At 65.6% G+C, this 26,272-nt stretch carries 22 protein-coding genes; 9 read left to right on the forward strand and 13 right to left on the reverse strand.

The genetic code is table 11. The annotated features are described in order from the left end of the window. Positions 1 to 1,351: hypothetical protein (locus tag F6X37_RS19425; RefSeq protein WP_187612436.1), on the reverse strand; the 1,351-nt coding region annotated here is incomplete at its 3' end. A gap of 374 nt (positions 1,352 to 1,725) precedes the next feature. Here F6X37_RS19425 and F6X37_RS19430 point away from each other — a divergent pair. Together F6X37_RS19430 and F6X37_RS19435 are read left to right on the forward strand one after the other, a co-directional pair. Further along, positions 1,726 to 2,859, forward strand: a complete 1,134-nt coding sequence (locus tag F6X37_RS19430; RefSeq protein WP_187612437.1) for an AGE family epimerase/isomerase — start codon at positions 1,726 to 1,728, stop codon at positions 2,857 to 2,859. Between the two features lie 303 nt (positions 2,860 to 3,162). Then, positions 3,163 to 3,366, forward strand: a complete 204-nt coding sequence (locus F6X37_RS19435) for a cold-shock protein (RefSeq protein ID WP_018424088.1) — start codon at positions 3,163 to 3,165, stop codon at positions 3,364 to 3,366. A gap of 121 nt (positions 3,367 to 3,487) precedes the next feature. On the opposite strand, the gene F6X37_RS19440 is transcribed toward F6X37_RS19435, so the two are convergent. Beyond that, positions 3,488 to 5,110, reverse strand: coding sequence for a methyl-accepting chemotaxis protein (locus F6X37_RS19440; RefSeq protein ID WP_187612438.1), 1,623 nt, complete (start codon positions 5,108 to 5,110; stop codon positions 3,488 to 3,490). Positions 5,111 to 5,392: 282 nt separating this feature from the next. On the opposite strand from F6X37_RS19440, the gene F6X37_RS19445 reads away from it, so the two are divergent. Continuing rightward, the gene (locus tag F6X37_RS19445) at positions 5,393 to 5,827 is read left to right on the forward strand and encodes a PaaI family thioesterase (RefSeq protein WP_187612439.1); all 435 of its coding nucleotides are present in this window, start codon (positions 5,393 to 5,395) and stop codon (positions 5,825 to 5,827) included. Between the two features lie 86 nt (positions 5,828 to 5,913). Here F6X37_RS19445 and F6X37_RS19450 read toward each other — a convergent pair whose 3' ends face one another. Genes F6X37_RS19450 through F6X37_RS19465 form a run of 4 tightly spaced genes read right to left on the reverse strand, consistent with a single transcriptional unit; the run spans position 5,914 to position 9,470 of the window. Continuing rightward, positions 5,914 to 6,762: an ureidoglycolate lyase gene (locus F6X37_RS19450; RefSeq protein ID WP_187612440.1), complete on the reverse strand. Its 849-nt coding sequence runs from the start codon at positions 6,760 to 6,762 to the stop codon at positions 5,914 to 5,916. A 52-nt stretch (positions 6,763 to 6,814) separates the two neighbouring features. Beyond that, positions 6,815 to 7,558 (reverse strand): SDR family oxidoreductase, encoded by a 744-nt coding sequence (locus F6X37_RS19455; protein WP_018424084.1) that lies wholly within the window; start codon positions 7,556 to 7,558, stop codon positions 6,815 to 6,817. Between the two features lie 24 nt (positions 7,559 to 7,582). After that, entirely contained in the window at positions 7,583 to 8,422 is an 840-nt protein-coding gene (locus F6X37_RS19460; protein ID WP_187612441.1) for an amidohydrolase family protein, read from the reverse strand. A 7-nt stretch (positions 8,423 to 8,429) separates the two neighbouring features. Beyond that, entirely contained in the window at positions 8,430 to 9,470 is a 1,041-nt protein-coding gene (locus F6X37_RS19465; RefSeq protein ID WP_187612442.1) for an aldo/keto reductase, read from the reverse strand. A gap of 260 nt (positions 9,471 to 9,730) precedes the next feature. Here F6X37_RS19465 and F6X37_RS19470 point away from each other — a divergent pair, with 260 nt between their 5' ends. Beyond that, the gene (locus tag F6X37_RS19470; RefSeq protein WP_187612443.1) at positions 9,731 to 10,516 is read left to right on the forward strand and encodes an IclR family transcriptional regulator; all 786 of its coding nucleotides are present in this window, start codon (positions 9,731 to 9,733) and stop codon (positions 10,514 to 10,516) included. Between the two features lie 114 nt (positions 10,517 to 10,630). Next, complete coding sequence (locus F6X37_RS19475) at positions 10,631 to 11,176, forward strand: hypothetical protein (RefSeq protein ID WP_187612444.1); 546 nt, start codon at positions 10,631 to 10,633, stop codon at positions 11,174 to 11,176. 42 nt (positions 11,177 to 11,218) lie between these two features. On the opposite strand, the gene F6X37_RS19480 is transcribed toward F6X37_RS19475, so the two are convergent. The 7 genes from F6X37_RS19480 to F6X37_RS19510 all read right to left on the reverse strand — a co-directional run bounded on the left by F6X37_RS19480 (position 11,219) and on the right by F6X37_RS19510 (position 20,520). Further along, positions 11,219 to 13,654, reverse strand: coding sequence for a GNAT family N-acetyltransferase (locus tag F6X37_RS19480; RefSeq protein ID WP_187612445.1), 2,436 nt, complete (start codon positions 13,652 to 13,654; stop codon positions 11,219 to 11,221). A gap of 171 nt (positions 13,655 to 13,825) precedes the next feature. Continuing rightward, positions 13,826 to 15,427, reverse strand: coding sequence for a peptide chain release factor 3 (locus F6X37_RS19485; RefSeq protein WP_090808225.1), 1,602 nt, complete (start codon positions 15,425 to 15,427; stop codon positions 13,826 to 13,828). A 753-nt stretch (positions 15,428 to 16,180) separates the two neighbouring features. Further along, positions 16,181 to 16,483: an H-NS family nucleoid-associated regulatory protein gene (locus F6X37_RS19490; RefSeq protein ID WP_184057608.1), complete on the reverse strand. Its 303-nt coding sequence runs from the start codon at positions 16,481 to 16,483 to the stop codon at positions 16,181 to 16,183. Positions 16,484 to 16,607: 124 nt separating this feature from the next. Then, the gene (locus F6X37_RS19495; RefSeq protein WP_187612510.1) at positions 16,608 to 17,807 is read right to left on the reverse strand and encodes a serine hydrolase domain-containing protein; all 1,200 of its coding nucleotides are present in this window, start codon (positions 17,805 to 17,807) and stop codon (positions 16,608 to 16,610) included. Between the two features lie 144 nt (positions 17,808 to 17,951). Beyond that, positions 17,952 to 18,155: a hypothetical protein gene (locus F6X37_RS19500; protein ID WP_084754379.1), complete on the reverse strand. Its 204-nt coding sequence runs from the start codon at positions 18,153 to 18,155 to the stop codon at positions 17,952 to 17,954. Between the two features lie 535 nt (positions 18,156 to 18,690). Beyond that, complete coding sequence (locus F6X37_RS19505) at positions 18,691 to 18,954, reverse strand: hypothetical protein (protein ID WP_187612446.1); 264 nt, start codon at positions 18,952 to 18,954, stop codon at positions 18,691 to 18,693. 99 nt (positions 18,955 to 19,053) lie between these two features. Next, positions 19,054 to 20,520 carry a sigma-54 interaction domain-containing protein gene (locus F6X37_RS19510; RefSeq protein WP_187612447.1) on the reverse strand — a complete coding sequence of 489 codons (1,467 nt, stop codon included), beginning with the start codon at positions 20,518 to 20,520 and terminating at the stop codon, positions 19,054 to 19,056. Positions 20,521 to 20,847: 327 nt separating this feature from the next. Between F6X37_RS19510 and F6X37_RS19515 the strand changes: the two genes are divergently transcribed. The 4 genes from F6X37_RS19515 (at position 20,848) to F6X37_RS19530 (ending at position 26,205) form a co-directional block, all read left to right on the forward strand. Beyond that, positions 20,848 to 22,248 carry a GntP family permease gene (locus tag F6X37_RS19515; protein WP_187612448.1) on the forward strand — a complete coding sequence of 467 codons (1,401 nt, stop codon included), beginning with the start codon at positions 20,848 to 20,850 and terminating at the stop codon, positions 22,246 to 22,248. A 457-nt stretch (positions 22,249 to 22,705) separates the two neighbouring features. Further along, positions 22,706 to 22,957: a hypothetical protein gene (locus F6X37_RS19520; RefSeq protein ID WP_008921056.1), complete on the forward strand. Its 252-nt coding sequence runs from the start codon at positions 22,706 to 22,708 to the stop codon at positions 22,955 to 22,957. A gap of 406 nt (positions 22,958 to 23,363) precedes the next feature. After that, positions 23,364 to 24,356: a DedA family protein/thiosulfate sulfurtransferase GlpE gene (locus tag F6X37_RS19525; protein WP_187612449.1), complete on the forward strand. Its 993-nt coding sequence runs from the start codon at positions 23,364 to 23,366 to the stop codon at positions 24,354 to 24,356. 118 nt (positions 24,357 to 24,474) lie between these two features. Next, the gene (locus F6X37_RS19530) at positions 24,475 to 26,205 is read left to right on the forward strand and encodes an FAD-dependent oxidoreductase (RefSeq protein ID WP_187612450.1); all 1,731 of its coding nucleotides are present in this window, start codon (positions 24,475 to 24,477) and stop codon (positions 26,203 to 26,205) included. The last annotated feature ends 67 nt before the right edge of the window (positions 26,206 to 26,272 follow it).

The raw sequence follows: 26,272 nt of genomic DNA on the forward strand, positions 1-26,272 counted from the left end.
GGCCGTTCGCTGCGGTGGGGGTCGTGGCGGCGGGCGCCGAGGCGGCGTTCGCTGTCGCCGTATGCACGTCGAGCAGGCTCACCATCGCCGCTTGCTGGTTCTGCATCATCTGTTCGATGCGGTGTTGCTGGGCCGTCGTCTCACGCGTGAGGCGCATCAGCAGCAGCGTCTGCGCGATGCCGATCGTCACCGTCACCAGCAGCGCACCGACCACGATCGATAGCATCCATTTCACGCGCCGCGAATGATCGGTCGCGGCGCGGCGTTGATCGGCGATCACGCCGTAGAGCGCATCGACCGTATCGGCGAACGCGGTGGCGCGCGCGCGGTCGAGTTCCGGCTCCGAGCGTAGCGCGGCGGCGGCCGCGTCGGTGCGGCGCGCGTCACGCGAGGAAGTGGCGAATCCGGCGTGGTTGTCTGCGGACGAGGACCGGGGTGTCGTCAACTGCGCGGTGGCGGAGAGCTTGTCGTCCTGTTTCGTGGTCAAGGCCTCTGGCGAGGCGGATTGCGTACGCGTCGCGGGCTCGTCGGCGGACTGGCTCATGCTACTGCCGTCGGTCGCAGCGGACGTTGCAAGCGAAGCCGGGGCGGTAGCAACTGCGGCATCGCGCGATGCCGTCGCGGCTTTCGCGAACGTCGCGGCGAAACGCTGCTGTGGCTTGCCCGCGCCCGCCGTCGCAGCCGACTCCGCTTCGGCCGCCTGGCGCAACGCGGTCACGCTGCGCGCGACGGTCGCGGCGGCCATCGCCGAGCTGGGCGGCGCGGATGGCTCACGCGACGTTGCCGCGGGCTTGTCGTCGGTGTTTGCTGCGGCGTTCGGCGCTGAGCCGTCGGGGGCGCCGTTCGCGGGCTCGTTTGCGGGCTCGTTTGCGGGCTCGTTTGCGGGCTCGTTTGCGGGCTCGTTTGCGGGCTCGTTTGCGGGCTTGTTTGCAGACGCATCCGCAACCGCCATCACCGGCTCGACGTCAAACCCGCTCAACTGCCCGTTCACCGGCATCGGCGCATCCAGCTTCGCCGCACGCGGTGCGCGGCGCGCAGTTTTGTCGAGCGACCCGTGTTCATCGAATACGCCGACCGCCTGCAGCACCACGTCCGGCAGTTCGAAGCCGTGCAGCGTGCCTTGGCGGACGTCGATGTTCATCGCCTCGAGCGTCGCGCGGGTCGGATCGTCGGGGAACAGGTCGAGCGTGCTGTCGTCGCGCGCGACGCTGCTCAGTTGCGCGAGGCGTTGCGCCGAGCGCGCCGCGCGCGCCAGCTTGTTTTCGGTTTCGGTGGAGACGGCGCCCTGGCGCTGCTTCTTCGAAGCGACGCGCGGGGGCATGGACTGCGGGGATGCTACGGAATCTGCCATAGAGGAAAAAGCGGTCGTCGCCAGGAACGGGGCGCCGGATGCCGCTTGTCATTGCCATTGGAATATTTAGAGCCAGCATTGTCGCATGGCGCTCCGCCCGTGCCGAAGCCATTCCCCGACGATTTGCGCCCTTTCGCGCGCCTCGCGCCTTTCACGACCTCGCGTCGTCGCCCTGGAATTCCCGCACGCCCTGCCAGTGCCGAAGGCGAGCGCAGCGTCGAGCATTTCGGATGCTTGACCCAAGCTGTCAGCGCGAGGCGTTTGCTTTATGCTAGGCCGCACACCGCAGCAGTCTCGGCGAGCGGAATCCTGAAACGCCGCGCTGAACACTGCCTCGACACACTGCGCGCGTTGCGCGCCCGAACCAACCGACGATGCCAAGCACGCCCCCTCCCCCTGCTTCGACGACCACCGCCGCGACCGCGCTGCGCGAGCACTTCGCGAACGTGGTGCTGCCGATGTGGCGCGGGCCCGGCTTCAATCACGCGTTGCAGCTGCCCTACGAAGCGCTCGACGCCACCGGAGGCGAGCCGCTGCCCGCGCAACGCTATCGGGCGATGGCATGCGCGCGGCAGCTGTTCACATTTGCACAAGCGGGCGACATGGAACACGCGCGCGTGCTGTTCGATTCGCTGACCCGCACCTTTCGGGACGCCGACCACGGCGGATGGTTCTACAGCGTCGACGCGCTCGGCCTGCCGCTCGACACCACCAAGGACCTCTATACGCACGCGTTCGTCGTGTTCGCGTGCGCGGAATACGCGCGGCGCTCCGACAACCTCGACGCGCTGAAGCTCGTGCACAGCACGACCGCGCTGATCCAGTCGAACTTCGCCGCCGACGGCGATCTGTTCAACGCCGCGCTCAACCTCGACTTTTCGAAGGTCACCGCCACGCCGTTGCAGAATCCGCTGATGCACCTGACCGAAGCGTGGCTCGCCGCCTGCGAGGCGACGCGCGACAACGTCTTCGGCGCCGCGTTGCGACGCCTCGCTGGCGCGGTCGCGCGACACTTCGTGCATGCGCCGAGCGGCTGTATCGCCGAATTGCCTATCGGCGCGAGCGGCAACCGTCTGGAGCCGGGACATCAGTTCGAGTGGTACTGGCTGGTCAGGCAGGCGGGCGCGCTGTTCGACGGCACGGGGCTAACCGACGCGCTGGCGCGCGCCTTCACCTTCGCGCAGCAGCATGGCGTGAACCCGGACAACGGCGGCGTGTGCGCATCGCTCGACGAGGCTGGCAAGGTCAGCGACGCGACCCAGCGGATCTGGGCGCAGACGGAATATCTGCGCGCGCTCGCCAGTCACGACGATCCGGCCGTGCGCGCGGCGCTGCCGCAACAGATCGCACGTTTTCAGCGATGCTTTTTGCATGAACACGGCTGGTTCGAATGCAAGACATCGAGCGGCGAAATTGCACGTACGGACATGCCGTCAACGACGCCTTATCATCTGGCCACCGCCTACGCGGCGCTGCCTGTGGACGCCGAATTTCGAGCGGGAACTTAGCCGAATTTGGCCAGTGATAGATGAAGTTCCACGCTTGATCGCCTCAATAAAGTGCGGCACGCACGGACGAATGTCCGCCGCCGGGTCGCGAGAGAAATTTGATGTTGGTGGTAAACCCTGGCGCAAAAAAAGTTCTCGTCAGACGTTCTCAAAGCGCGAAAAAACATCAAAACCGGGGAATACCCGGACGCAGGTTGATTGGCGTCTGTCATAAAGACGTGATACAACTCTCCCCTCGCGCTCGCTCTCGCATTGGAGCGATTGCGGTCGCGATGCAATACACAACATTTATTTGGATCAAAAATGGCAACAGGTACTGTTAAGTGGTTTAACGATGCAAAGGGCTTTGGCTTCATCACCCCGGACGACGGCGGCGAAGACCTGTTTGCACACTTCTCGGAAATCCAGTCTTCGGGCTTCAAGTCCTTGCAGGAAAACCAGAAAGTGTCGTTCGAAGTCAAGCAAGGCCCGAAGGGCAAGCAGGCTGCAAACATCCAGCCGGTCTAAGTTCCTTCGGGTACTTTGAGACAGACTTGGACGTCACGATAGGCGCTTGCGTCTAATGCAAAATGGCTCGCTTTACGCGGGCCATTTTCTATTTCTGCGTCCGTTTTCAAGCGTCGCCGCTTTAAAGCGCATGCATTCCGGTTAATGCGAATTCTGCGTTTGCGACGGACATTGCTCCGCGCTGTTGCGTGCGCAACACACTTTCAGAAATTTCGAACACGGAAACGGCCTGTTTCAATTGCTCGGTTTGCTGATGTAGCGAAGCCGCCGCCGCCGCGGCCTGCTCGACGAGCGCCGCGTTCTGCTGCGTCATCTCGTCCATCTGCACGACCGCCTGATTCACCTGCTCGATGCCGGTGCTCTGCTCGAGCGACGACGCGCTGATTTCGGCCATCATCTGCGTGACGCGCGAGATCGACGCCGACACATGACTCATCGCTTCACCGGCGCGCTCGACGAGCGTCGAGCCGCCCCGAATCTCCGCGACCGATTCGCTGATCAGCGTCTTGATTTCCTTCGCCGACTGCGCGCTGCGTTGCGCGAGGCCGCGCACTTCGCCGGCCACGACCGCGAAGCCGCGGCCCTGCTCGCCCGCGCGCGCCGCCTCGACGGCGGCATTCAGCGCAAGGATGTTGGTTTGGAATGCGATACCGTCGATCACCGAGATGATCTCGGCGATCTTGTCGGAGCTCTGCGCGATGCCGCGCATCTTGTCGACCACCTGATTGACGACTTCACTGCCGCGCGACGTCGCGCCAAGCGCGGTCTCGGCGAGCGCATTGGCTTCGCGCGCATGATCGGCGTTCTGGCGCACGGTCGCTGTGAGTTCCTCCATGCTCGATGCCGTTTCCTCGAGCGATGCCGCCTGGTTTTCGGTGCGCGCCGACAGATCGGCGTTGCCGGTCGCGATCTCGTTGGCGCCAAGATGGATCGAGTCGGCCGATTCGCGCACGCTCTGGACGGTGCGTGCGACGCTTGCCTGCATCGTCGCGAGGCCCGAGAACAGACGGCCGATCTCGTTGCTGCCACGTGCGGCGATCGGTTGATCGAGACGGCCTTGGGCGATGCGCTCGAAGTGGCGGCCCGCTTCCTCGAGCGATGCCACGACGCCGCGGCGCAGCGCCGTATAGACGGCGAGCGTGCCGGCGACGAGCACGAGCAAAATCACCACGCTGACGATGCGAAACGCCGCCACGCGCGCATCGATCGAATCGAGCGACGCGCGGCTCGCGGCGTCGCCGAATTGCCCAAAGTTGTGCACTTCCGCCAGATAAGCGTCCTGAAACGACTGCGTCGGCTGATCGAGGAAGGCCTGGATGTTGTTCGAGTCGAGATACTGCGCTAGCTCCGCGAGCGCGCCATGCAGCGTCTTGTAGCGTTCGGCGAGCGCGGCGGCGCGCGCGCTGTTTTCGTCGCTGGTCTTCTGCGCGCTCATGAAGGCCGCGAAAGACTGATCGGCGGCGGCGAGCTGGTCGCGAGCGTGCTGCACGATGTCCGTGGGCTCGGTGCCCCTGCGCACCATGCGCGTGCCGGCACGCGACAGGTTGATGCGCGCGTCCATCAGGCGCTGCGTCGTCTGGTTGACCGCGTCGACCTGCTTCAGCGCGATGTTCGACAGATCGCCGACGTCGTCGTGCGTGCGCGTCAGTGACCAGAAGCCCAACCCTACCGTGACGAGCTGGAAGACGCAGAACGCGGCCAGAACACATAGCAGGCCGGATGCGACCTTGATCTTGCTGAACATCGTGGACACCTGGGAACAAAGGATAACGGAGGTACATCAGGGTTAACGGCAGGCCGATTGGCGGCTTGAGGCCAATTCCAGCAAAAAGCGCTCTACGTGCAGGTTTCATCGTCGATCGTCGCGATTGCGGTTGCTTTGCGCAACAATGCGCCGCTGGTCGCGACGAATCACCTTGCGCAGCGCAGCGGCACTTCCTAGAGTGGGTAGGGACCGCGTGGCGCACGCCGCGCGGATGTTTTGTTGCACCGATGCACTACCCAGACCCTGCACGAAGGAACCACGATGACCGACCTACTCGACCGGGCGCGCGGCGCACTGCACGCCCAGCCGTTCAGCATGCTGCTAGGCGCGGAGCTGATGCACGCCGGCAGCGACGAGCTCACCCTATGTCTACCGATTCGGGATGAACTGCGGCAGCACAATGGCTTCGTACATGGCGGCGTCATCAGCTATCTCGCCGACAATGCGTTGACGTTCGCTGGCGCGCTGTCGCTGGGTCCGAGAGTCGTGACAGGTGAGTACAAGATCAATTATCTGCGCCCGGCAGTGAAGGGCACGCTGATCGCGCGCGCCAGCGTGGTCTATGCGGGCAGGCATCAGGCGACCTGCCAGTGCAGCGTGTTCGTGATGGAGGGGAACCGCGAGAAGCTGGTGGCGGTCGCGCAGGGGACCGTGAATCGGATTGGAGAGAACGGGGAGCAGGAGGCGGGGAGTTAAAGCCGGAACGCCATGAAAAAAGCCGCTCCTGCGCGAAACAGGAACGGCCTTTCATTTACGGCGATATGACGGAAAGAGAAAGCGCGTTACTCCGCCGCGTAAGTCTTTTGCGTCTGCTCGCCCAGCCCTTCGATACCCAGACGCACCGTCTGCCCCGGCTTCAGAAACACCGGGTTCGGCTTCACACCCATGCCCACGCCCGGCGGCGTGCCGGTCGAGATAACGTCGCCCGGCTGCAGGCTCATGCACTGCGACACATACGACACCAGCTTCGCGACACTGAAGATCATCGTCTTCGTGCTGCCGTTCTGGTAGCGATGGCCGTCCACTTCGAGCCACAGGCTCAGGTTCTGGGGATCGGCGACTTCGTCGCGCGTGACGACCCACGGGCCGATCGGGCCGAACGTGTCGAAGCCCTTGCCCTTGTCCCACGTGCCGCCGCGCTCGATCTGCCATTCGCGCTCCGACACGTCGTTGACGACGCAGTAGCCGGCCACATGCTCGAGCGCGTTTGCTTCGTCGACATACTTCGCCGCCTTGCCGATCACGACGCCGAGTTCCACTTCCCAGTCGGTCTTCTTCGAACCGCGCGGGATTTCGATGTCGTCGTTCGGGCCGCTGATCGCGCTCGTCCACTTGTTGAAGATGACCGGTTCCGCCGGTACCGGCAGATTCGATTCCGCCGCGTGATCCGCATAGTTCAGGCCGATGCAGATGAACTTGCCGATCTTGCCGACGCACGGTCCAACGCGCGGATTACCTTCGACGACCGGGAGCGTTGCCGGATCGAGCGCGCGCAGTTTCGCGAGACTTTCATCGCCGAGCCCAGCGCCGTCGATATCGCCCACCACCTTCGACAAATCGCGAATCTTGCCTTGCGCGTCGAGCAGGCCCGGCTTTTCCTGGCCTTTCGGCCCATAACGAAGCAATTTCATCGTTGCACTTCCCTTTACGTTCAGTAGTGTCCGGTTCGTCAGTCAATCAGAATCAGTTCGACCATCCGCCGTCGATTACATGGAGTTGGCCCGTCGTGAACGACGACTCGTCGGACGCGAGATACAGCGCGAGCGCGGCGATCTCCTCCGGCTTGCCGATGCGGCCCATCGGCTGACGCGCGACGAAGGCGGCCTGCACCGCATCGAGCGACGCGCCCTGCGCCTGAGCCTGCGCGGCGATTCGCTGTTCGAGCGACGGCGAGGACACCGTGCCCGGGCAAATCGCGTTACAGCGTACACCACGCGTGACGAAATCCGCAGCGACGGACTTCGTCAGCCCGACCACCGCGGCCTTCGACGCGCCGTACGCGAAGCGATTCGGCACGCCCTTCACGCTCGACGCCGCCGACGACATGTTGATGATCGAGCCGCCGCCCTTCTCCAGCATGGCCGGCAAGAACGCGCGAATCATACGGTACATGGCCTTCGCGTTGAGGTCGAACGCGAAATCCCAGTCCTCCTCGCTGCATTCGAGGATATTGCCCGAGTGTACGAAGCCCGCGCAGTTGAACAGCACGTCGATCGTGCCGACTTCCGCGGCGAGCGCCTTGATCGCCGCGCCATCGAGCACGTCGAGCTTGCGCGCCTCGACCGGCTTGCCGGCGAGTCCGTCGATGCGGATATCGGTGGCGATCACGCGCGCGCCTTCGCGCGCGAACAGTTCGGCGGTGGCGAGACCGATACCTTGTCCCGCCGCGGTGATCAGGGCCGTTTTGCCGGCCAGTCTTTGTGTCATCTACGACTCCAGTTGAATGGGCTGCTAACGAAATCCAAGCCGATAAAACGCGGCGGCGTTCTCGCCGAACACGGCGTCGCGCTCGGCGTCGCTCAACGACGCGACGAGCGTGGTCGCCACCGAATGCCACAGCAGATAGTCGCCGTTCAGTTCGAGCACCGGCCAGTCGCTGCCCCACATCAGCCGCGCGGGACCGAAAGTGTTCAGCAGATGCTCGACGTAGGGCCGCAGCGTGTCCTCGGTCCAGCCGGGCGAGGCCTCGGTCGCGAGACCCGACAGCTTGCAGTGCACCTGCGGCAGCGCGGCGAGCCGCGTGATCGCGTCGCGCCATACCGGGTAGCCCGCCTGGCCGTAGCGGATCGGCGGCTTCGCGCCATGATCGACCACCATGCGCAGCGCCGGAAAACGCTGCGCGAAGACCTCGACGTATTGCACGTGACGCGCGTAGATCAGCGCATCGAACGCGAGATCGTGCGCGATCAGCGCCTCGATCGCCGGCGCGAGATCGGGGTTGGCGATCCAGCCGTCGTCGGGCAGATCCTGAAGCATCGGCCGCACGCCCTTGAACTTCGGCTCGCGCGCGAGCACCTCGATCAGATCGGGCGCGTTCGGCAACAACAGCGGCACCCAGCCGACCACGCCCGCGATCGACGGCTCGTGCCGCGCGATGTCAAGCAGGTAGCGGGTTTCGTCGAGCGTCGGCGCGGCCTGCACGACCACGGTCCGCTCGATGCCGGCCTGTTCGCGCAACGGCTTCAGATCATCAGGCCCGAACGGCCGGTAGAGGATTTTCAGTTCCGGCGTCAGCCACTCGTAGTCACCCCGCGCGGGGTCCCAGTAGTGCTGGTGAGCGTCGATCGGCATGGTCGGATCAGTCCTCGGGCGCGGGCGCACGGGGGTCGAGCAGGCCCGCGTCGCGCAATGCGGACCACAAGGCCGCGGGGATCGGCAGTTCGAACGACGCGACGTTCTCGCGCAATTCGTCGGCGCTACGCGCGCCGGTCAGCACGGTGGCGACCGCCGGGTGCGCATACGGAAACTGCAACGCGGCGGCGGCGAGCGGCACGTCATGGGCGCGGCATACCGCCTCCAGACGCGCGACGCGCTCGATCACCTCGGGCGGCGCGGCGCCGTAATTGAACTTCAGATCGCCTTCGACGCCCCGCGCCAGAATGCCCGAATTGAACGCGCCGCCGAGCAGGATGCTGACGCCGCGCGCCTCGCAGGCGGGCAGCAGGTCGTCGAGGGTGGTCTGCTCGAGCAGCGTATAACGGCCCGCGAGCAACGCGCAATCGATCTCGCACTCGGCCATCGCGTCGAGGATCACCGCGCCCTCGTTGACGCCGAGGCCGAGCGCCTTGATCGCGCCCGTCGAGCGCAGGCGCTCGAGCGCACGGAAGCCGCCCCCTTCGGTCAGTTGCCGCCAGTAGTGCGGATGCTGGTCGCCGTGCGTGACGCGACCGATGTCATGCACGAGCAGGACGTCGATATCGATGATGCCGAGGCGCTGCTGGCTGTCCTCGAACGAACGCAGAATGCCGTCGTGCGTGTAGTCGTAGATCGCTTCGAACGGCAGCGGATTCTGCCAGCCTTCGCGGTCGTCGAATGGCGACGTGCGCGGCACGAAGCGGCGGCCGACCTTGGTCGACAGCACATACTCGCCGCGCGGATAGTGGCGCAGCGCGGCGCCGAGCCGATGCTCGGCCTTGGTGTTGCCGTAGTGCGGCGCGGTGTCGAAGTAGCGCACACCCGCGTCCCAGGCGGCGGCGATCGTCGCTTGGGCCTCCTCGTCGGACAGGTCGCGGTACAGGCCGCCGAGCGGCGCCGTGCCGAGCCCCAGTCCGCTCACCAGCAACGAGCCGCGGCCGATACGGCGCCGCTGCCCGATTTTCGATACGATCGATGCCGACATGAGCGTGTCTCCAGATTTGTGGTCTTTTTACCATGCGGCGGCGAGGGTGCGGCGGTCACACTCCGCGCACCGCTTGGGAAGTGCATTCATTCACCAATGAACGTATTATTCATATTCGAATTTTTCCAAGTCAAGAAAACTACGCGGCGCGGATGCCTGGGTTTTCCCTGGACATAGGCCATCCAGTTCGCGAAATGCTACGCACTCGCCCGCGCACACCAGATAATCAGAACTCCACACGGAATTCTCGGACCCTCAAGATGGACGCCGAAGACAAGGACGACGACCGCTATCGCGCCCCCGCGCTGGATAAAGGCCTCGACATTCTCGAGCTACTGTCCGAGCAGAAGGAAGGACTCACGCGCGCCGAAATCACGCGACAGCTGGGCCGCAACGCAAGCGAGATGTACCGGATGCTCGAACGCCTCGTCGCGCGCCAATACGTGGTGCGCTCGGCGGCTGGCGACCGCTACTCGCTGAGCCTGAAGCTGTTCGCGCTCGCGCACCGTCATCCGCCAATGAACCGGCTGATCGCAGAAGCGCTGCCGCTGATGCAGCGTTTCGCCGACGCGGCCGAGCAGTCTTGCCACCTCGTCGTCTACGACCGCGGCAACCTGCTGGTGATTGCGCAAGTCGACGGACCGGGCACATGGGGCATGTCAGTGCGGCTCGGTTCGCGGGTCGGCCTGATCGACACCGGTTCGGGGCGCGTGATGCTCGCGTTCCAGAGCGTCGAGCAGCGCCAGCAGATGCTGGCGGAGCACACGAAGGTGAAGGGCGAAGTGACGCTCGATCTCGCCGCGCTGGAGGAGGCCTGCGAGCGCATCCGCGCGGCGGGCTTCTGGCAGAAGGACAGCCAGCAGACCTTCGGCGTCACCGACGTGACGTTCCCGATACTCGCGCCGTCGGGACAGGCGAGCGCGGTGCTGACCTGCCCGTATCTGCGGCGGATCGACGAATACGTCGCGCCGACGCTCGAAGCGGCCACCACGCTGCTGCGCGACACGGTGCAGGCGCTGTCGATGTTCCGCGAGCAGGCGGCGTGATCGGTAAGTTGCGCGGTAAGTTGCGCAGCGGCGCGCACGCACACATGGTTTAGAATGGCGGCCCTTCCAAAATAACGCCGCATGACGGGCTCATGCGCGCGCATCGATTGAGCAATGGCCAAACTTCTGACCGATTCCGAATTCCAGCGTTTTTCCGAACTCCAGCAGAAGCAGTCGAGCTTCACGATCTCCGCCGAAGAAGCCGACGAACTGCGCGACATCGTCGCCCACGCGCAGAAGCGCCGCGACGACCGCGCCGCCGCGATGCAAAGCATCGAGACCTTCATCCAGCAGTTCCACATCACGCCCGACGAGCTGTTTTCGCCCGAGCAGATCGGCGAAGCGGCGCGCACCTACGGCCTGATTCCGGCCGTGCGCAAGGAGCGCGTGCTGCCGCCGTCGCTGACGTTCAACGGCAAGCCGTACCAATGGACCACCCGTGCGCTGCCCGACGAAATTCGCGTGCCGCTGTTCGACGCGTTCAAGGGCGGTGAGTCGGTGAAAGCGTTCATTTCGACGCTGAAGGACGCGAACCGCTGCGCCGCGACGATCGCGCGGCTCGAACGCGAAACCGGCGCCGTGTATGCGCAGGCATGGCTCGACGAGCTGTCGGTCACGCGCGCGCAGGTCGATGAGGCGGCTCAGAAGCTGGCGGCGTGAGGCGGTGAAGCCATGCGTTGAGCGGCTCGCGACGTCAGCCGCTCAACGCGCCGGCTGGTTCTGCGCGGCGGACTTCGGGTCCGCCCCCGCCGTTTCGTCGAGCGCCATCCGCAAGCCGACCACACCGGGGTCATCGGTCCGCGTGATCGTGAAGCCGCTGGCCTTCGCGAGCGCGATCATCGCGGTGTTCTCGCGCAACGCTTCACCGATCAGCCAGTGCGTGTCGCGCGCCCGCGCGTACGCGATGATCCGCTGCATCAGCAACTGGCCGAGGCGCCGCCCTTTCTGATCCGAGCGCACGGTCACCGCGAATTCGGCCGTCTCGTTGTCGGGATCGGCCACCGCACGCACCACGCCGAGCGTCTGCGCGACGCCGTCTTCGTTGTCGACCGTCGCGATCAGCGCCATTTCCCGGTCGTAGTCGATCTGCGTCATGCGCGCGAGTTGCGAGTGGTCGAACGCGCCGACTGAAGCGAAAAAACGCAGCCGCAAATCTTCCGGCGTCATCGCCTGCACGAACTCGCGATGCGCGTTTTCGTCTTCGGGGCGAATCGGCCGCACCGTTACACGCATCCCCTGCCAGTCGATCGTTTCCTCGAAGCGGCGCGGATACGGCACGATCGCGAGACGGCTGCGCTGCGCGCCGAGCCGCAACACGGGATCGACCACCGTCACGCGGTCCCGGTAGACCCTGAGCTTCAACGACAGGCCGACGATCTCGCGCACGTCGCAAACCGCTTGCGACACCGCCGTCAACGCCGCGAGCGTCGGCTCCGGCGCGACCAGCCTCGCGTAGTGCGAACGCGTGACGATGTCGCGCGCGAGCATCGGATTGAGCGGCGGCAGGCCGTACACGTGCAACCCGCTGGAAACGCCGTCGATCGGCGGTGCGGCGAAGCGGAACACGGGGCCGAAGTTGTCGTCGTCGTGCAGTTCGACGGCGACGTCGACGATGGGTTTTGCGGCGCCGTCGGCATCGGCGCCCGACGCGTGGGCGCCCCCTCCTTGCGCACCCTCCACCCGCAACCCGAACCGCGACAGAAACCGCGCCGCCGCCGCCCCGGCAAGCTCGCTCGCGCCCGCCGCCAACGCTTCGCGAGCCTGCGCCAGAGCGGCGTCGATCGACTCGGGAATCTGCGCAGGCAGGCCTTCCGGCGTTTGCATCAGCAGTTCGCGGCCCAGCCGGTAATCGACCAGACGGGCGAAGGCGCGCGCGAGCCGCTGCGGCGTCGTGTGCACCGGGATACCCTGCGCATGCAGCGCGTCGCGCCTCGTCGCATCGACACCGCCGAAAAAGCACGCGAGCAGCCCGCGATACGCAAAGCGCTGATGCTCGATCAGCGCCTGCGCGACGTCGTCGACGGGCGCGCCATGCGTCGATGCGTGCACCACGACGGCGGTGCCGGTCTCGCGATACTCGCCGAGCAGCTTCAGCGCGGTGCCGAAGTGCTCAGGACGCGCGCCGTCGCCGAGCAGCAGCGGATTGCCGCCGACCGCGAGCGGCAGCGCCTCGCGCAGCGCGTCCGACGCCGCGGCCGGCCACGGCGCGAGCAGGCCGCCGGCGGCGGTGAACGCGTCGCGCGCGAGCGTCGCGAGACCGCGGTCGCTAGTGATCAGCGTGGCGGTGGCGCCCGCCGCCACGCGGCCGACGCCGAGCGTTTCGATTTCGTCGAGCAGATCGTCGAGCGCGTCGACGCGCACGAGGCCCGCGCGCCGGAACGCCGCTGTGTAGAGACCGTCGGCGGGATCGTCGCGGCCGGAGCGCAGCGCGAGCACCGGCTTGTTGCGCGCCGCCGCGCGCGCGGCCGACATGAACTTGCGCGCCGCCCGCACGCTGTCGAGTTCGAGCAGGATCGCGCGGGTGCCGGGGTCGCTCGCGAGGTAATCGAGCACGTCGCCGGCATCGACGTCGGCCTCCGCTCCGAGCGCCACCGCGTGCGAAAAACCGAGCCCGCGCGCTCGTGCCCAGCCGAGCACTGCGTTGGTCAGCGCATTCGACTGCGACACCCACGCGACGCCGCCCGCCTTGACCGTGCACGACGGCGCGCCCAGATGCGCGCCGAGCGCCGGCGACACCACGCCGAGACTGCCGGGTCCGACGATGCGCAACAGATGCGGCCGCGCCGCCGCCAGCGCGTGCCGCAGTTCGAGCCGGTCTTCATCGCTGCGCACCTCGCCGACGATGATTACGGCGCGCGTGCCCATGCCACCGAGCTTATGGATCAGCGAGGGCCACGTCGCGGGCGGCGTGCAGATCACCGCGACGGTGGGCGCCTGCGGCAGATCGCCGACGTCGGCAATCACCGGGTGGACGCCGAGCGTCGCGTGCTTCGGATTGACCGGCCACAGCGGGCCGTCGAAGCCGCCTTCCAGGACACGCGCCCAGACCATCGCGCCGGTGCTGCCCGGCCGCTCGGACGCGCCGATCACGGCGACGGATTTCGGGCGAAACAAGGCGTCGAGGTTGCGAACGGTCACGGGCGCTCCATGCGGTTGGACAGGAATTGGAGCCGGCTTCGCGGCGAGGCGGGTGGTTCCGTCAGCATAGGCGAAGTCGCGCGCTGGCGCGGGACGTTGTTGCGGCGGAAAAGTAAAAAGCCGCGTCGAACGACGCGGCTTTTTTGCTTCGAAACCAGCGGACTCGCGGCTTTACATCGCCTTTCTGAACGGCGCCCCCGAGTGCTCGCGCAACTCGTTGAACACGATCTTCGGCCACGCCTTCTGTGCGACTTCGATCTCCGATACGTGCGAGGCCAGATAGGTCGGCGCATCGGACGCATCGAGCGCGATCCGCGCCGAGTACGAGTCGGTGAAGCGGCGCAGTTCGGCCGCATCGTCGCAGGTCACCCAGCGCGACAGCCGGTAACGCGCCGGCGCCATGCGCACGACGACCTTGTATTCCGTCGACAGACGGTGCGACACCACTTCGAACTGCAGTTGCCCGACCGCGCCGAGAATCATCAGACCGCCGGCTTCGGGACGGAACACCTGGATCGCGCCTTCCTCGCCGAGCTGCTTCAGCGCTTCGCCGAGCTGCTTCGCGCGCATCGGATCGACCACTTCGACGGTCTGGAAAATTTCCGGCGCGAAGAACGGCAGGCCGACGAACTGCAGCTGCTCGCCTTCGGTCAGCGTATCGCCGAGACTCAGCGTGCCATGGTTCGGAATACCGATGATGTCGCCCGGATACGCCTCGCTCACCGTCTCGCGACGCTGCGACAGGAACGTGACCACGTTGTTTGCGCGGAACGTCTTGTTCGAGCGCGTGACCTTCACCGCCATGCCTCGCTCGAAACGTCCCGAACACACGCGGATGAACGCGACGCGGTCGCGGTGCGCGAGGTCCATGTTCGCCTGCACCTTGAACACGACGCCGGTGAACTTCGACTCTTCCGGCTGCACCGGACGCTGTACGGTCATTCGCATCGACGGCGGCGGCGCGAGGTCGACCAGCGCATCGAGAATCTCCTTCACGCCGAAGTTGTTGATCGCCGAACCGAACAGCACCGGCGACTGCTGGCCGGCGAGGAACTGCTCACGGTCGAACTCGGGCGTCGCGCCGCTGATCAGATCGATTTCTTCCTTTGCACGCACCCACGCGTGGCCGAAACGGCGCTCGCCTTCCTCGTTGCTCAGTGCCTGCAGCGTTTCGACCGCGCCGCCGGCCGTGTCCTGACCGGCGCGGAACACGCGCACCTGATCGCGCTGGACGTCGTAGACGCCCTGGAAATCCTTGCCCATGCCGATCGGCCATGTGAAAGGCACCGCCGCCACGCCGAGGTGCTGCTCGATCTCATCGAGCAGTTCGAGCGGCTCGCGCACTTCGCGGTCGAGCTTGTTGATGAACGTGACGATCGGCGTCTTGCGGCTGCGGCAGACTTCCAGCAGCTTCAGCGTCTGCGCTTCGACGCCGTTCGCGCCGTCGATCACCATCACGGCGGCGTCGACCGCGGTCAGCACACGGTAGGTGTCCTCCGAGAAATCCTCGTGGCCCGGCGTGTCGAGCAGGTTGATCACGCAATCGCCGTACTCGAACTGCATCACCGAGCTCGCGACCGAAATGCCGCGTTGCTTTTCGATTTCCATCCAGTCGGACGTCGCGTAGCGGTTGCTCTTGCGGCCCTTCACGGTACCGGCGATCTGGATCGCGCCCGAGAACAGCAGCAGTTTTTCGGTGAGCGTGGTTTTACCCGCGTCCGGGTGGGAAATGACCGCGAACGTGCGGCGGCGTTTGAGTTCGGAGACTGACATCGGGTCTGGCGGTCACGGAAAGGGGTTCAGGCGGTTCCCGGCGGCCGTGGGCGGCCGGTATGCCGCGCGTGGCGCGGCGGCGTCGAGCTGCGAGAATCGGGCGCGGGCCCGGATCGGCCGGCGCTCGCGCCGCGTCCGAAAACGGGTGGCGAACGGGTCACGACCCAGCGTTCGACAATGCGGGAATCGCTGGCGCAAAAACGGCGCGAGGTGCGAATGATACACGTCTGGCGCGACGGCCGGGGGAAAGGGCTCCGGCGCCGGACGGGGCGACGGCGCGAGCGTCGGCGCGCCGCGCATGCTTGTGGCAAAGGTGAGCGTTTTCGGGACTTACGGCGGCGAATATCGATTTGCGGTCAAAGGTGAGGATCGCGAAGCGCATGCACGCACCTGCCAGGTCGCGGGCGCCACCAACGCGATGCGCGGGAAAACGGCGATAAAGCTTCGCACCGCTATGAACAGGTTCCTGCTCGACGCCTGGAAACGCCCGCCAGCAAAGGCTGTCGCGGGTTTACGGCGAGCGGCGCGGGGCGGTGCGGCACGATGGCGATTCGCACCCGCGGAGGTGCGTCGCGCGACAAAGCCTGGCTAACCGAAGCATCCCGCGAGGCTCGAACGCATCGGTAAATATCGCCGTGTAAGTTCAGGCGTCACGCAAAGGTGAGCGTTTTCGGGACCTCTGCAACGGTGCGGAACGGATCAAACCACGCATCACTTCAGAGAACACGGACGCATCGGCACCCACGACGAAGCTCAACCTTCGATCAGAAACCGCTCGCGATTTTTGCCGACGAGCCAGGCCGGCGAGCGCCCACGGCCGCTCCACGTTTCGCCGGTCTTCGGATTGCGGTACTTGGCGACGGACGTCGTCGTCGACGACTTGCGGCGCGGCTTCGGCGAGGCGCTCGTCAAGCCGAGTTCTTCGGCGGTCAGGTCGTATTCGGCAATCTTCTGCTTGATATCGGCGATAGCTTGCGAGACTTCTTTTTCGCGCGCGGCTGCGACTTCCTTGTGGAGTTTTTCGAGTTGCGCAGTCAGCTGTTTGTAAGAGGCCATGCCGGTGTTCCCCCCTCGGTTGGACGCACTGCGATGAATCGCGATGAATGGTTGGCGGACACTATCAGACGAATAAATCACAGGATAGTGAATCGCGCGGCCGAGCGCATGCGCGGCTACCCGCTCAATCGTCGATCGCATCGTAGACGCGGCGTTCGAAGTCGATGGCCATCGGGAAGGGGTCGATCGAGCGGCGCTGGATCAGCATCAGGCCGATCATGTTCTCGACCGGATCGGCGAACCAGCTCGTGCCGTACGCGCCGGGCCAACCGAACGAGCCGAGCGAGCGGTAGCCGAGCGGCAATTGCTGCGCAGGATCATCGACGATCGACAGGCCGAGGCCGAAGCCTTGCCCCGCCCAGATCACCTGACCGAAGGCAGGCAGGCGGCGCTGCTCGCGGCTCAGGAAATTGCTGCGCATCAGGTCGACCGAGCGATGCGACAGCAGCCGCGTGTCGCCGACGCGGCCGCGCCCGAGCAGCAGTTGCGCGAATCGCAGATAATCCTCGGCGGTCGAGACCAACCCGCCGCCGCCGCTCTGAAAGCGTTGCGGATTGGCCCAGCGGCTCGCCGCCGCATGATCCTCGACCACACGACGGCGCGTGCCGGGATCGACGTTGTATGCGGTGGCGAGGCGCGCAAGCTGTGCGTCGGGCACCCAGAACGCGGTGTCGCGCATGCCGAGAGGCGCGAAAATGCGCGTGCGGAAAAACTCCCCAAGAGTCATGCCGCTCACGCGTTCTATCAGCACGCCGAGCACGTCGGTCGCCACGCCGTAGTGCCAGCGCGAGCCGGGCTGGAACATCAGCGGCAACGCGGCGATGCGCGCGAGCCACGCGCTGTTGCCGCCGCTCGCCTCGAAGCCGTTGAACGCGGCGGCGTAGGCTTCGCCAAGCGGCCCCGTCGCCGTGAAGTGATACGCGAAACCCGCGCGATGCGTGAGCAGGTCGAGCACCGTAATCGGCGCGCGTAATGGATCGGTCTGGTCGAGCGGGCCGGTCGGGTCACGCAGCACGCGCGGCGCGGCAAGCTCGGGCAGCCACCGCGAGATGGGCGCATCGAGCGCGAGGCGGTCTTCCTCGATCAGCATCATGATCGCGGCGCTCGTCACCGGCTTCGTCATCGACGCGATGCGAAACAGCGTGTCGCGCTCCATCGGCAATTGCGCGGCTTCGTCGCGTAGGCCTGTCGGTTCGAAGTAGCCGATTTCGCCGCGCCGCCATATGAGCGACACCACCCCCGCCACTTCGCCCCGCTCCACGTAGCCCTGCATCGCGTTGGTCAGCGTCGCGAGCCGGGTCGCGGCAAGTCCTGCTATCCGCATGTTCATCCTGTGTCGGTAAAAGCAAACGTGCGCGCGCCCAGGTCGCTTTGGGCGATCACACCGAAAGATAAAGCCTCTCCGGCGAAAGCGCACACGACGGCTTTCCTAATTGCCGATCCCGATTGGCGGACACAATGACGACATTCAGGCTTTCTGCCGTTTTTCCAATGCGCAAAGCGCGGCATCGAGGCGTTTGACGCGGGTTGCCTGCGCCGGTACGAGAACCGCGCCGGAAACGTGCTGAAGGCGGTTACGCCAGTAAGACAAAGGAATACGGTCTTCTGCGGAAATATGGGAAATTATGTGCTCGAGATGCTCGATGTCTTTTTCGAGTTGCTGATGATTCATTGCTTTCCCCGGATTTTATTGAATTAGTGTTGAAGCAAAAATCGAAAGCATGAAGCCGCGTTGGCCCGCGCGGCCCAAAGTAATGCCCGCCAGTAGCGGAAAAACCTTCCTGAACTTCTTCTGCGTCGGAAAAACCGGCAATTTCTGCTCGCCGGGTTAAATCCCAACGGTTCAAAAAAGAATACTGCTGTCAAATTTCACGTTCCGTTGCCTGCCGCACTGACTGCGTTCGACGCCCCGAAGGTAAAGATAAATCATGGTCGGGGCGCAAAGGATAATCGGTGCGCGGTGACTCAACGTTGTAAAAATGCCGCATGCGGCCTACTTATCCAATTCGCATGCAAACCGCTTATCGGACACGCATTAGGCGCATGAATTTATGACGGCCATGTGGTAACCGGAATGGCACGAGCGTGGTCAGCGAGCGTATCGGGAATTGGCAGGGAATAACTGCGAACAGGTGAAAAAAACCGAAGGCCGCCAACGGATCGGCCAGCCGCGCGCGCCGGCATTGCACCGGCACGGCATCAGTAGCTTACTTCGCGGTCGCGCGGCAGGCGTAGATCAGGCTCAACGTACCGCCCTCGCTCGACTGGCGCACGACGTCGAACGCGCCATTGCAACTGGCGGCCGCCTGTTGCGAGCACAAGTCGGAACCGACCGGGCATTGCACGAGCGTGGTCGCACGGCCGTCCGGCAGGAACAGCGGCGCGCTGCTGCTGCAACCGCCAAGCGCGACTATCGCGGCGACGGCCAGTATGCCGCGCGAGCGGCGCGCGAAGAAGAAATGGCATTTCATGGAGACCCCGGTCACGTCTTGTTTTTCGATCTCGCGATTGTGCCACGCTGCTCTCGTGCTGCGTCAATTGGCGTGGTGCGGCTGGCCGGGCGCGGCGAGTCAAACGTCGATGCCGTGCGCGGCGATCTTCTTGTACAGCGTCGCGCGGCCCATGCCGATCTGTTTCGCCGTGTCAATGACGCGGCCGCCGTTCGCGCGCAACGCGTCGCAGAGAAAGCGCTTTTCGAACGCGGCCATCGCGTCGCTCCACGAGGTGGGTTCGGCGCTGGCGGCCACGTCCACGCCGGCGGCCGCGACAGTCGGGGTCCGCGCCGGTGCCACCGCACCGCCCTGCCCCGAGCCGATGAACGGCGCGAGCATACGCGCATCGATGCGCTCGCTGTCGGACAGCATCACGGCGCGCTCCAATGTGTTGCGCAGTTCGCGCACGTTGCCGGGCCAGTCGTACGCGCACAGCAGGCGCAACGCGTCGTCGTGCAATTCGAAGTGGCTGCCGCCGCCTGCCTGCGCGGCCAGATCCTCGAGCATCGCGTAGGCAAGCGCCTCGATGTCGGACGGACGCTCGCGCAGCGCCGGCGCATGGATCGTCAGCACGTTGAGCCGGTAGAACAGGTCCGCGCGAAAACGCCCGGCCGCGACGAGCGCCGGCAGATCGGCCGATGTCGCCGCGATGATCCGCACATCCGCGCGCACGATCCGATTCGAGCCGAGCGGCTCGAATTCCTTGTCCTGCAGCACGCGCAGCAGCTTGCCCTGCAACGGCAGCGGCATGTCGCCGATCTCGTCGAGAAACAGCGTGCCGCCGTTGGCGAGCTCGAACTTGCCGACCCGCCCCCTGCGATCCGCGCCGGTGTACGCGCCGGGTGCGGCGCCGAAGAACTCGACTTCGAGCAGCGTGTCGGGAATCGCCGCGACGTTGACGCTGACGAGCGGCTTGTGCGCGCGCGCCGAGCCGCCGTGAATCGCATGCGCGAGCAGCTCCTTGCCGGTGCCGGTTTCACCCAGCAGCAGCACCGGCGCTTCGAGTTGCGCCGCGCGCCGCGCCTGGCGCTTCACTTCGAGCGACGCCGCGCTCGTGCCGACGAAGCTGCCGAACGTATAGCGCGCGCGGCGCGCCTGCGCAAGCGACTGACGCGTCGCGATCAGCTCCTGCTGCAACCGCGAGTACTGCGAAAAGAGGGGCGACAGCGCTTTCAGCTCGTCGAACAGCGCGAAGCCGACCGCGCCGATCGTCACGCCGGCATCGTCCTTGAGCGGCAGGCGCGTGACGACGAGCGGCTCGCGATCGGTCTCCATGATGTCGAGCAGGATCGGCTTGCCGGTGTTGACGACCTCGCGCATCAGACTGTTTGGAATCACCGCTTCGCAATCCCGGCCGATCGCCTGCTGCGGGTCAGCAAAGCCGAAGCGCGCCGCATACCGCTTGTTGATCCAGACGACGCGCGCCTGCCCATCGACGATGAAGGTGCCTTCGCTGAAGTTTTCGAACGTGCGAAACAGCGAATCCATCGCCCGACGAAGCACGTCGTCATAGGTGGCGGGCAGGCCCGTCCAGTCGGTCAACATGCTGTCGCTGTCTCCGCTTATCGTTTTGATTGCATCAATCTCAATCGGTGGATGAATTTATCTCCAAATTGAGACACACGATAGGCCTTATGCATCATGACTTACCCTGGTTTCAGGTGTTCTTCACCGGATGGAAGTCCCGTTTCGGAGACGCTTGGGTACAATCCGCCAACGATGCCTCGGCCCGCCGCTGCGCGGCCGCGCCATGCGCAACGGCGGCCCAGCAGCACAACGGCAGCCATGGCATGGAACCTGCGTTCCGAGCGCGCCGCACCGTCGCTCGATCGGGACGGCAAACATGTAGAACAACCGGGCTATGGAGACTCAATGACCTTTCTCATCGTTATCGCCGCGCTGGCGTTTCTGATGTTCGCTGCGTATCGCGGCTACAGCGTGATCCTGTTCGCGCCGATCGCGGCGCTCGCCGCCGTCCTGCTCACCGAGCCCGCCGCCGTCGCGCCGGTCTTCACGAGCATCTTCATGGACAAGATGGTCGGCTTCGTGAAGCTGTACTTCCCGGTGTTTCTGCTCGGCGCCGTATTCGGCAAGGTGATCGAGCTGTCGGGCTTCTCGGAGTCCATCGTCGCGGCCGCGATCCGCTATATCGGCCGCTCGCGCGCCAACGCGGTGATCGTCGCGGTGTGCGCGCTGCTCACCTACGGCGGCGTGTCGCTGTTCGTCGTCGTGTTCGCGGTCTATCCGTTCGCGGCCGAGCTGTATCGCCAGAGCAACATTCCGAAGCGGCTGATGCCCGGCGCGATCGCGCTCGGCGCGTTCTCGTTCACGATGGACTCGCTGCCCGGCACGCCGCAGATCCAGAACATCATCCCGACGACGTTCTTCAAGACCACCTCGTGGGCCGCGCCGACGCTCGGCGTGCTCGGCGCGCTGTTCATCATCGTGGTCGGTCTGTCGTATCTGGAATGGCGCCGCCGCGCCGCGATGGCGACCGGCGAGGGTTACGGCACCGACCTCGTCAACGAGCCGGAGCGCGTCGAGTCGAAGCAGTTGCCGCATCCGCTGCTGGCGGTCGCGCCGCTCGTCATGGTCGGCGTCGCGAACTTCCTGCTGACGCGCTGGATTCCGACCTGGTACGGTCCGTCCTTCACGGTCACCCCGGACATCCTGCCGGGGCTGCATGCACCGGTCGAAACGAGCGTCAAGGCTCTCGTGGGGATTTGGGCCGTGCTGGGCGCGCTGCTGCTCGGCATCGTGATGGTCGTCGTGACGGCGTTCAGTCGCGTCAGCCAGCGCTTCGCGGTGGGCACCAAGGCGGCAGTGGCGGGCGCGCTGCTGGCGTCGCTCAACACCGCGTCGGAATATGGCTTCGGCGGTGTGATCGCGGCGCTGCCGGGCTTTCTCGTCGTCAGCAACGCGCTGAAAAGCATTCCGAATCCGCTCGTCAACGCCGCGGTGTCGGTCAGCACGCTGGCGGGCATCACGGGTTCGGCATCGGGCGGTATGAGCATTGCGCTCGCCGCGATGTCGGATACGTTCATCAAGGGTGCGGAAGCCGCGCATATTCCGCTCGAAGTACTGCATCGCGTGGTCGCGATGGCGAGCGGCGGCATGGATACGCTACCGCACAACGGCGCGGTGATTACGCTGCTCGCCGTGACTGGTCTCACGCACCGGCAGTCGTATCGCGACATCTTCGCGGTCACCGTGATCAAGACGCTCGCGGTGTTCTTCGTGATCGCGGTGTATTACGCGACCGGCCTCGTGTGAACGCCGAACCGGAAAACAGTACTTTGATCTGATAGATCCGCATTACCCCCACCTCGACAGCCGGCCAACGAAGCACGAGGATGGAGTCGTCAGCGCCCAATGTTGCAAGGGCAGGCTGACCCGAGTAACAACGGCGTTTAACGGCCCGTCCCTGTCCGGACGGGCTATTTTTTTGCGCGCGCCCAACGCTTCCTAGCCCGCCCCCGCGTCACCCGCATGACAAAACCCGAACGCACGTCGCGCCACCGTGGGGCATGAAAAATGCGTCCGTCGCGACGAGGAGTCGCGTTAAACTGGTTGCTCGCTCCGCAACCGCGAATCCGCTAGCGGCAGCGTCACACTCGACTAAAACCCCGGCGAGACAGAGGCAGACGCGACACGGCACGACGACGCGGCAGACGGCACGCCGTCCGCCCCGTACAATGGTTCCATCACCAACGCAACAAGGACAACTTCGATGCGCATCACCGGGTCCTCCGGGTCAATGGCCCTGCTCACCGAATACGACGACGCAACGGCGCGCGAACTTCGCTCGCTGCGCCTCGAATCGACCGAAGACGGCAAAGGCATCCTGCTGATCGAGGTCGATGAGCGCAAGCCGGGCATACATCGCGAAGTGCGCTACGAAATCACGCCCGCGGAGCTGATCGCCGCGATCCGCGCGCATGGCGCCGAGTTGCCGGGCGAGCAGCACAATCATCGTCAGTGAAGCAGGCGCGCGGCGGGTGTGACCGTCGCGTGACTCGGCAGCCTCTCGCGCCGGTTGCGTCGCGCTTCGACGCGTCAGCGCGGGATTATTCGCATTGGGCGCGCCTGCGCGCGTCGCCGTGCTTCCGTTCGTTCCGTTCACGCCGCCAATCCCCGCTTTCCTACGGGTTTTTGCAAGCGCCTTCGCGTCTCGTCGAGCGCGCTTACCCAGCCTTCAGCAACTTGTCACAAGCGGTTGCCACGCTTGTGTATCAAGGCATGCGGCCATATAGGGCGACCTGATCGCAGCCAGAAGACGGGCCAATTTCCGGGCCGGTTGCACGTCTCGAAAATACGTCCATAATCTTTGCATTCCCCTTTGCATTCCTTACCGCGCTGCGCCCGCAAGGGCCGCGGATGTTAAACCGATGCTACATGACCTCGTCGCGCAATATGGACCGGCGCTCGTCTTCCTCAATGTGCTGGCCGCCGCGCTCGGGCTGCCGGTGCCGGCCATGCCGTCGCTCGTGCTGTTCGGCGCGATGGCCGCGATGCACCCCGGCTCGGTCGGCACGCAACTGCTGCCGGTCCTCGTGCTGTCGATCTTCGCGACGCTGATCGGCGACAGCGCGTGGTACGTCGCGGGCCGCATCTACGGCGGCAATACGCTGAAGACGATCTGCCGGCTGTCGCTGTCGCGTGACACCTGCGTGAAAAAGACCGAGCGCTTCTTCGGCCGCTGGGGCGTGCGCGTGCTCGCGGTCGCGAAGTTCGTGCCGGGGCTGTCGATCGTGTCGATCCCGATGGCCGGCGCGATGGGCACGCGCTACCGCATCTTCCTCACCTATGACGGCGTCGGCGCCGCGCTGTGGTCCGGGACCGGGCTGATCATCGGCGCGCTGTTCGCGCGGCAGATCGACATGCTGTTCGCGATTGCCGGGCGGCTCGGGCGCACGGCGGCGCTCGTCGTCGTCGCGTTGCTGGTGCTGTACGCGGTGTACCGGTGGATCCGGCGCCGTCAGTTGATCGCGAAGCTCGCGTCCGCGCGCATCGAGGTCGACGAACTCGCGAAGCTGTTCGCGGCTGACCGGGCGCCGGTCGTGTTCGACATCCGTTCGGAGGAGAAGCGCAAGCTCGATCCGTTCGTGATCCCCGGCGCGCAATTCGCCGATGAACGGCAACTCGACGACATCGTCGCCACCTACGCGCACGATCAGAAGCTCGTGATCTACTGCTCCTGCCCGAACGAGATTTCCGCGGCATGGATGGCCAAGCAGCTCAACGAAGCCGGCTTCTCCGACGTGCTGCCGCTGCGCGGCGGCATGGAAGCCTGGCGCGATTCGGGCAAGCCGGTCGACTCGCTGCCCGCGATGCCGCCGCCGGAAGTCGCGGTCGACGACATCGCGCCCAAAGCCGTTTAGCCGTAATCAGCGGCGGCATCGTCCGCCTGACGCGCGCGGCACGGCTCGTCCCGGCGTACGAGCGCGCATCGCGTTGCCTCGCGTTCAATCGTGCAATGAATATCGAAGGAGCGGTTCAATGCTTTCGACTCAGGACGTTTCGACTCAAGAGGTGGAAGGACAGCAGGGGGTCGTCGCCGACGCGCCGTTTTCGTCGCTGTCGACGCGTATGCACCAGATGTTTCCGGAGCTCAGTTGCGCCGAGATCGATCGGCTCCGCCGCTTCGGCGAGGTCGGTCACTGGAAGTCCGGCGAACTGCTGTTCGAGACCGGGCGCACCGGGCCCGGCATGTTCGTTCTGCTCGAAGGACGCGTGAAGGTCTATCAGCGTGACGGCATCGGCCGCGAAGTCTTGATCGGCGAGCACGGCGCCGGGCATTTCCTGGCCGAGGTCGGGCAGCTGTCGGGCAAGCCCGCGCTCGTGAACGGCCTCGCGATCAGCGCCGTCGAAGCGCTGCTGATTCCGCCCGAGCGCCTGCGCGCGCTGATCGTCGCCGAAGCGGAACTCGGCGAGCGCATCATGCGCGCGCTGATTCTGCGGCGCGTGTCGCTGATCGAAAAGGGCGCGGGCGGGCCGATCCTCGTCGGCGATAGCAGCGACGCGCGGCTCGTGATGCTGCAAGGCTTCCTGTCGCGCAACGGCCATCCTCATTCGGTACTCGACGAACGCGACGAAGACGCGTTGCGTCTGATCGAGCAGTTCGCCGCGCAGCGCGACGACCTGCCGCTCGTGATCTGCCCGGACGGCTCGGTGCTGCGTCATCCGAGCATGCCGGAGCTTGCCACTCGCTTAGGTATGCTGCCCGATCTCGACGACACGTACGTGTACGACGTCGCGATCGTCGGCGCGGGGCCGGCGGGACTCGCCGCCGCGGTGTACGCGGCCTCCGAAGGACTTTCGGTGATCGTGCTCGACAGCCGCGCGCCGGGCGGCCAGGCGGGCGCGAGCTCGCGCATCGAAAACTACCTCGGCTTTCCGACCGGCATCTCGGGCCAGGCGCTCGCCGGCCGCGCGTTCGTGCAGGCGCAGAAGTTCGGCGCGCACGTGGCGATCCCAGTCAACGTGAAAGCGCTGCATTGCGGGCAGTCGCCGTATCGGCTCGAGCTGAAATGCGGCGGCCACATCAGCGCGCAGGCGATCGTGATAGCGAGCGGCGCCGTGTACCGGCGCCCGGCGCTCGACGGGCTCGAGCGCTTCGACGGACGCGGCGTCTACTACTGGGCGTCGCCGGTCGAGGCGAAGCTGTGCAAGCGCCAGGAGGTCGTGCTGGTTGGCGGCGGCAATTCGGCCGGCCAGGCGATCGTCTATCTGGCGACGCACGCGGCCAAGGTTCACGTACTGATCCGCCGCAGCGGTTTCGAGGCGACCATGTCGCGCTATCTGATCGACCGCATCCGCTCGCTGCCGAACGTGTTCGTGCATCCGAATTCGGAAGTCGGCCGGCTCGAAGGCGATGAGGACGGGCTCGTGTCGGTCGCGCTGAAGCGGCCGCTGCCCGGCGGCGTCGATCACTTCGACACCCGGCATCTGTTTCTGTTCACCGGCGCGGACCCGAACACTGAATGGCTGCGTACCTGCGGCGTGCAGCTCGACGCGAAAGGCTTCGTGCTGACCGGCATCAGCGCGCATGGCTCGGCCACCGCGTGCGACCTCGGGACCACGGTCGAAGGAGTCTATGCGATCGGCGATGCGCGTGCCGGGTCGACGAAACGCGTGGCCGCGGCGGTCGGCGAAGGCGCGGCCGTGGTCGCGCAGATTCACCAGTTGCTGGCGCAGACGAGCGGTGAAGAGGTGGCGCTCGGCGCGTGAGCCTCAGTGAGCATGAAAAAAAGCGCACGGTGAGTTACACAGTGCGCTTTTGTATAGCAGACGGCAC

Origin of the sequence: Paraburkholderia sp. 31.1, from assembly GCF_014397645.1 — a bacterium.
In the GTDB taxonomy this organism is placed as follows: domain Bacteria; phylum Pseudomonadota; class Gammaproteobacteria; order Burkholderiales; family Burkholderiaceae; genus Paraburkholderia; species Paraburkholderia tuberum.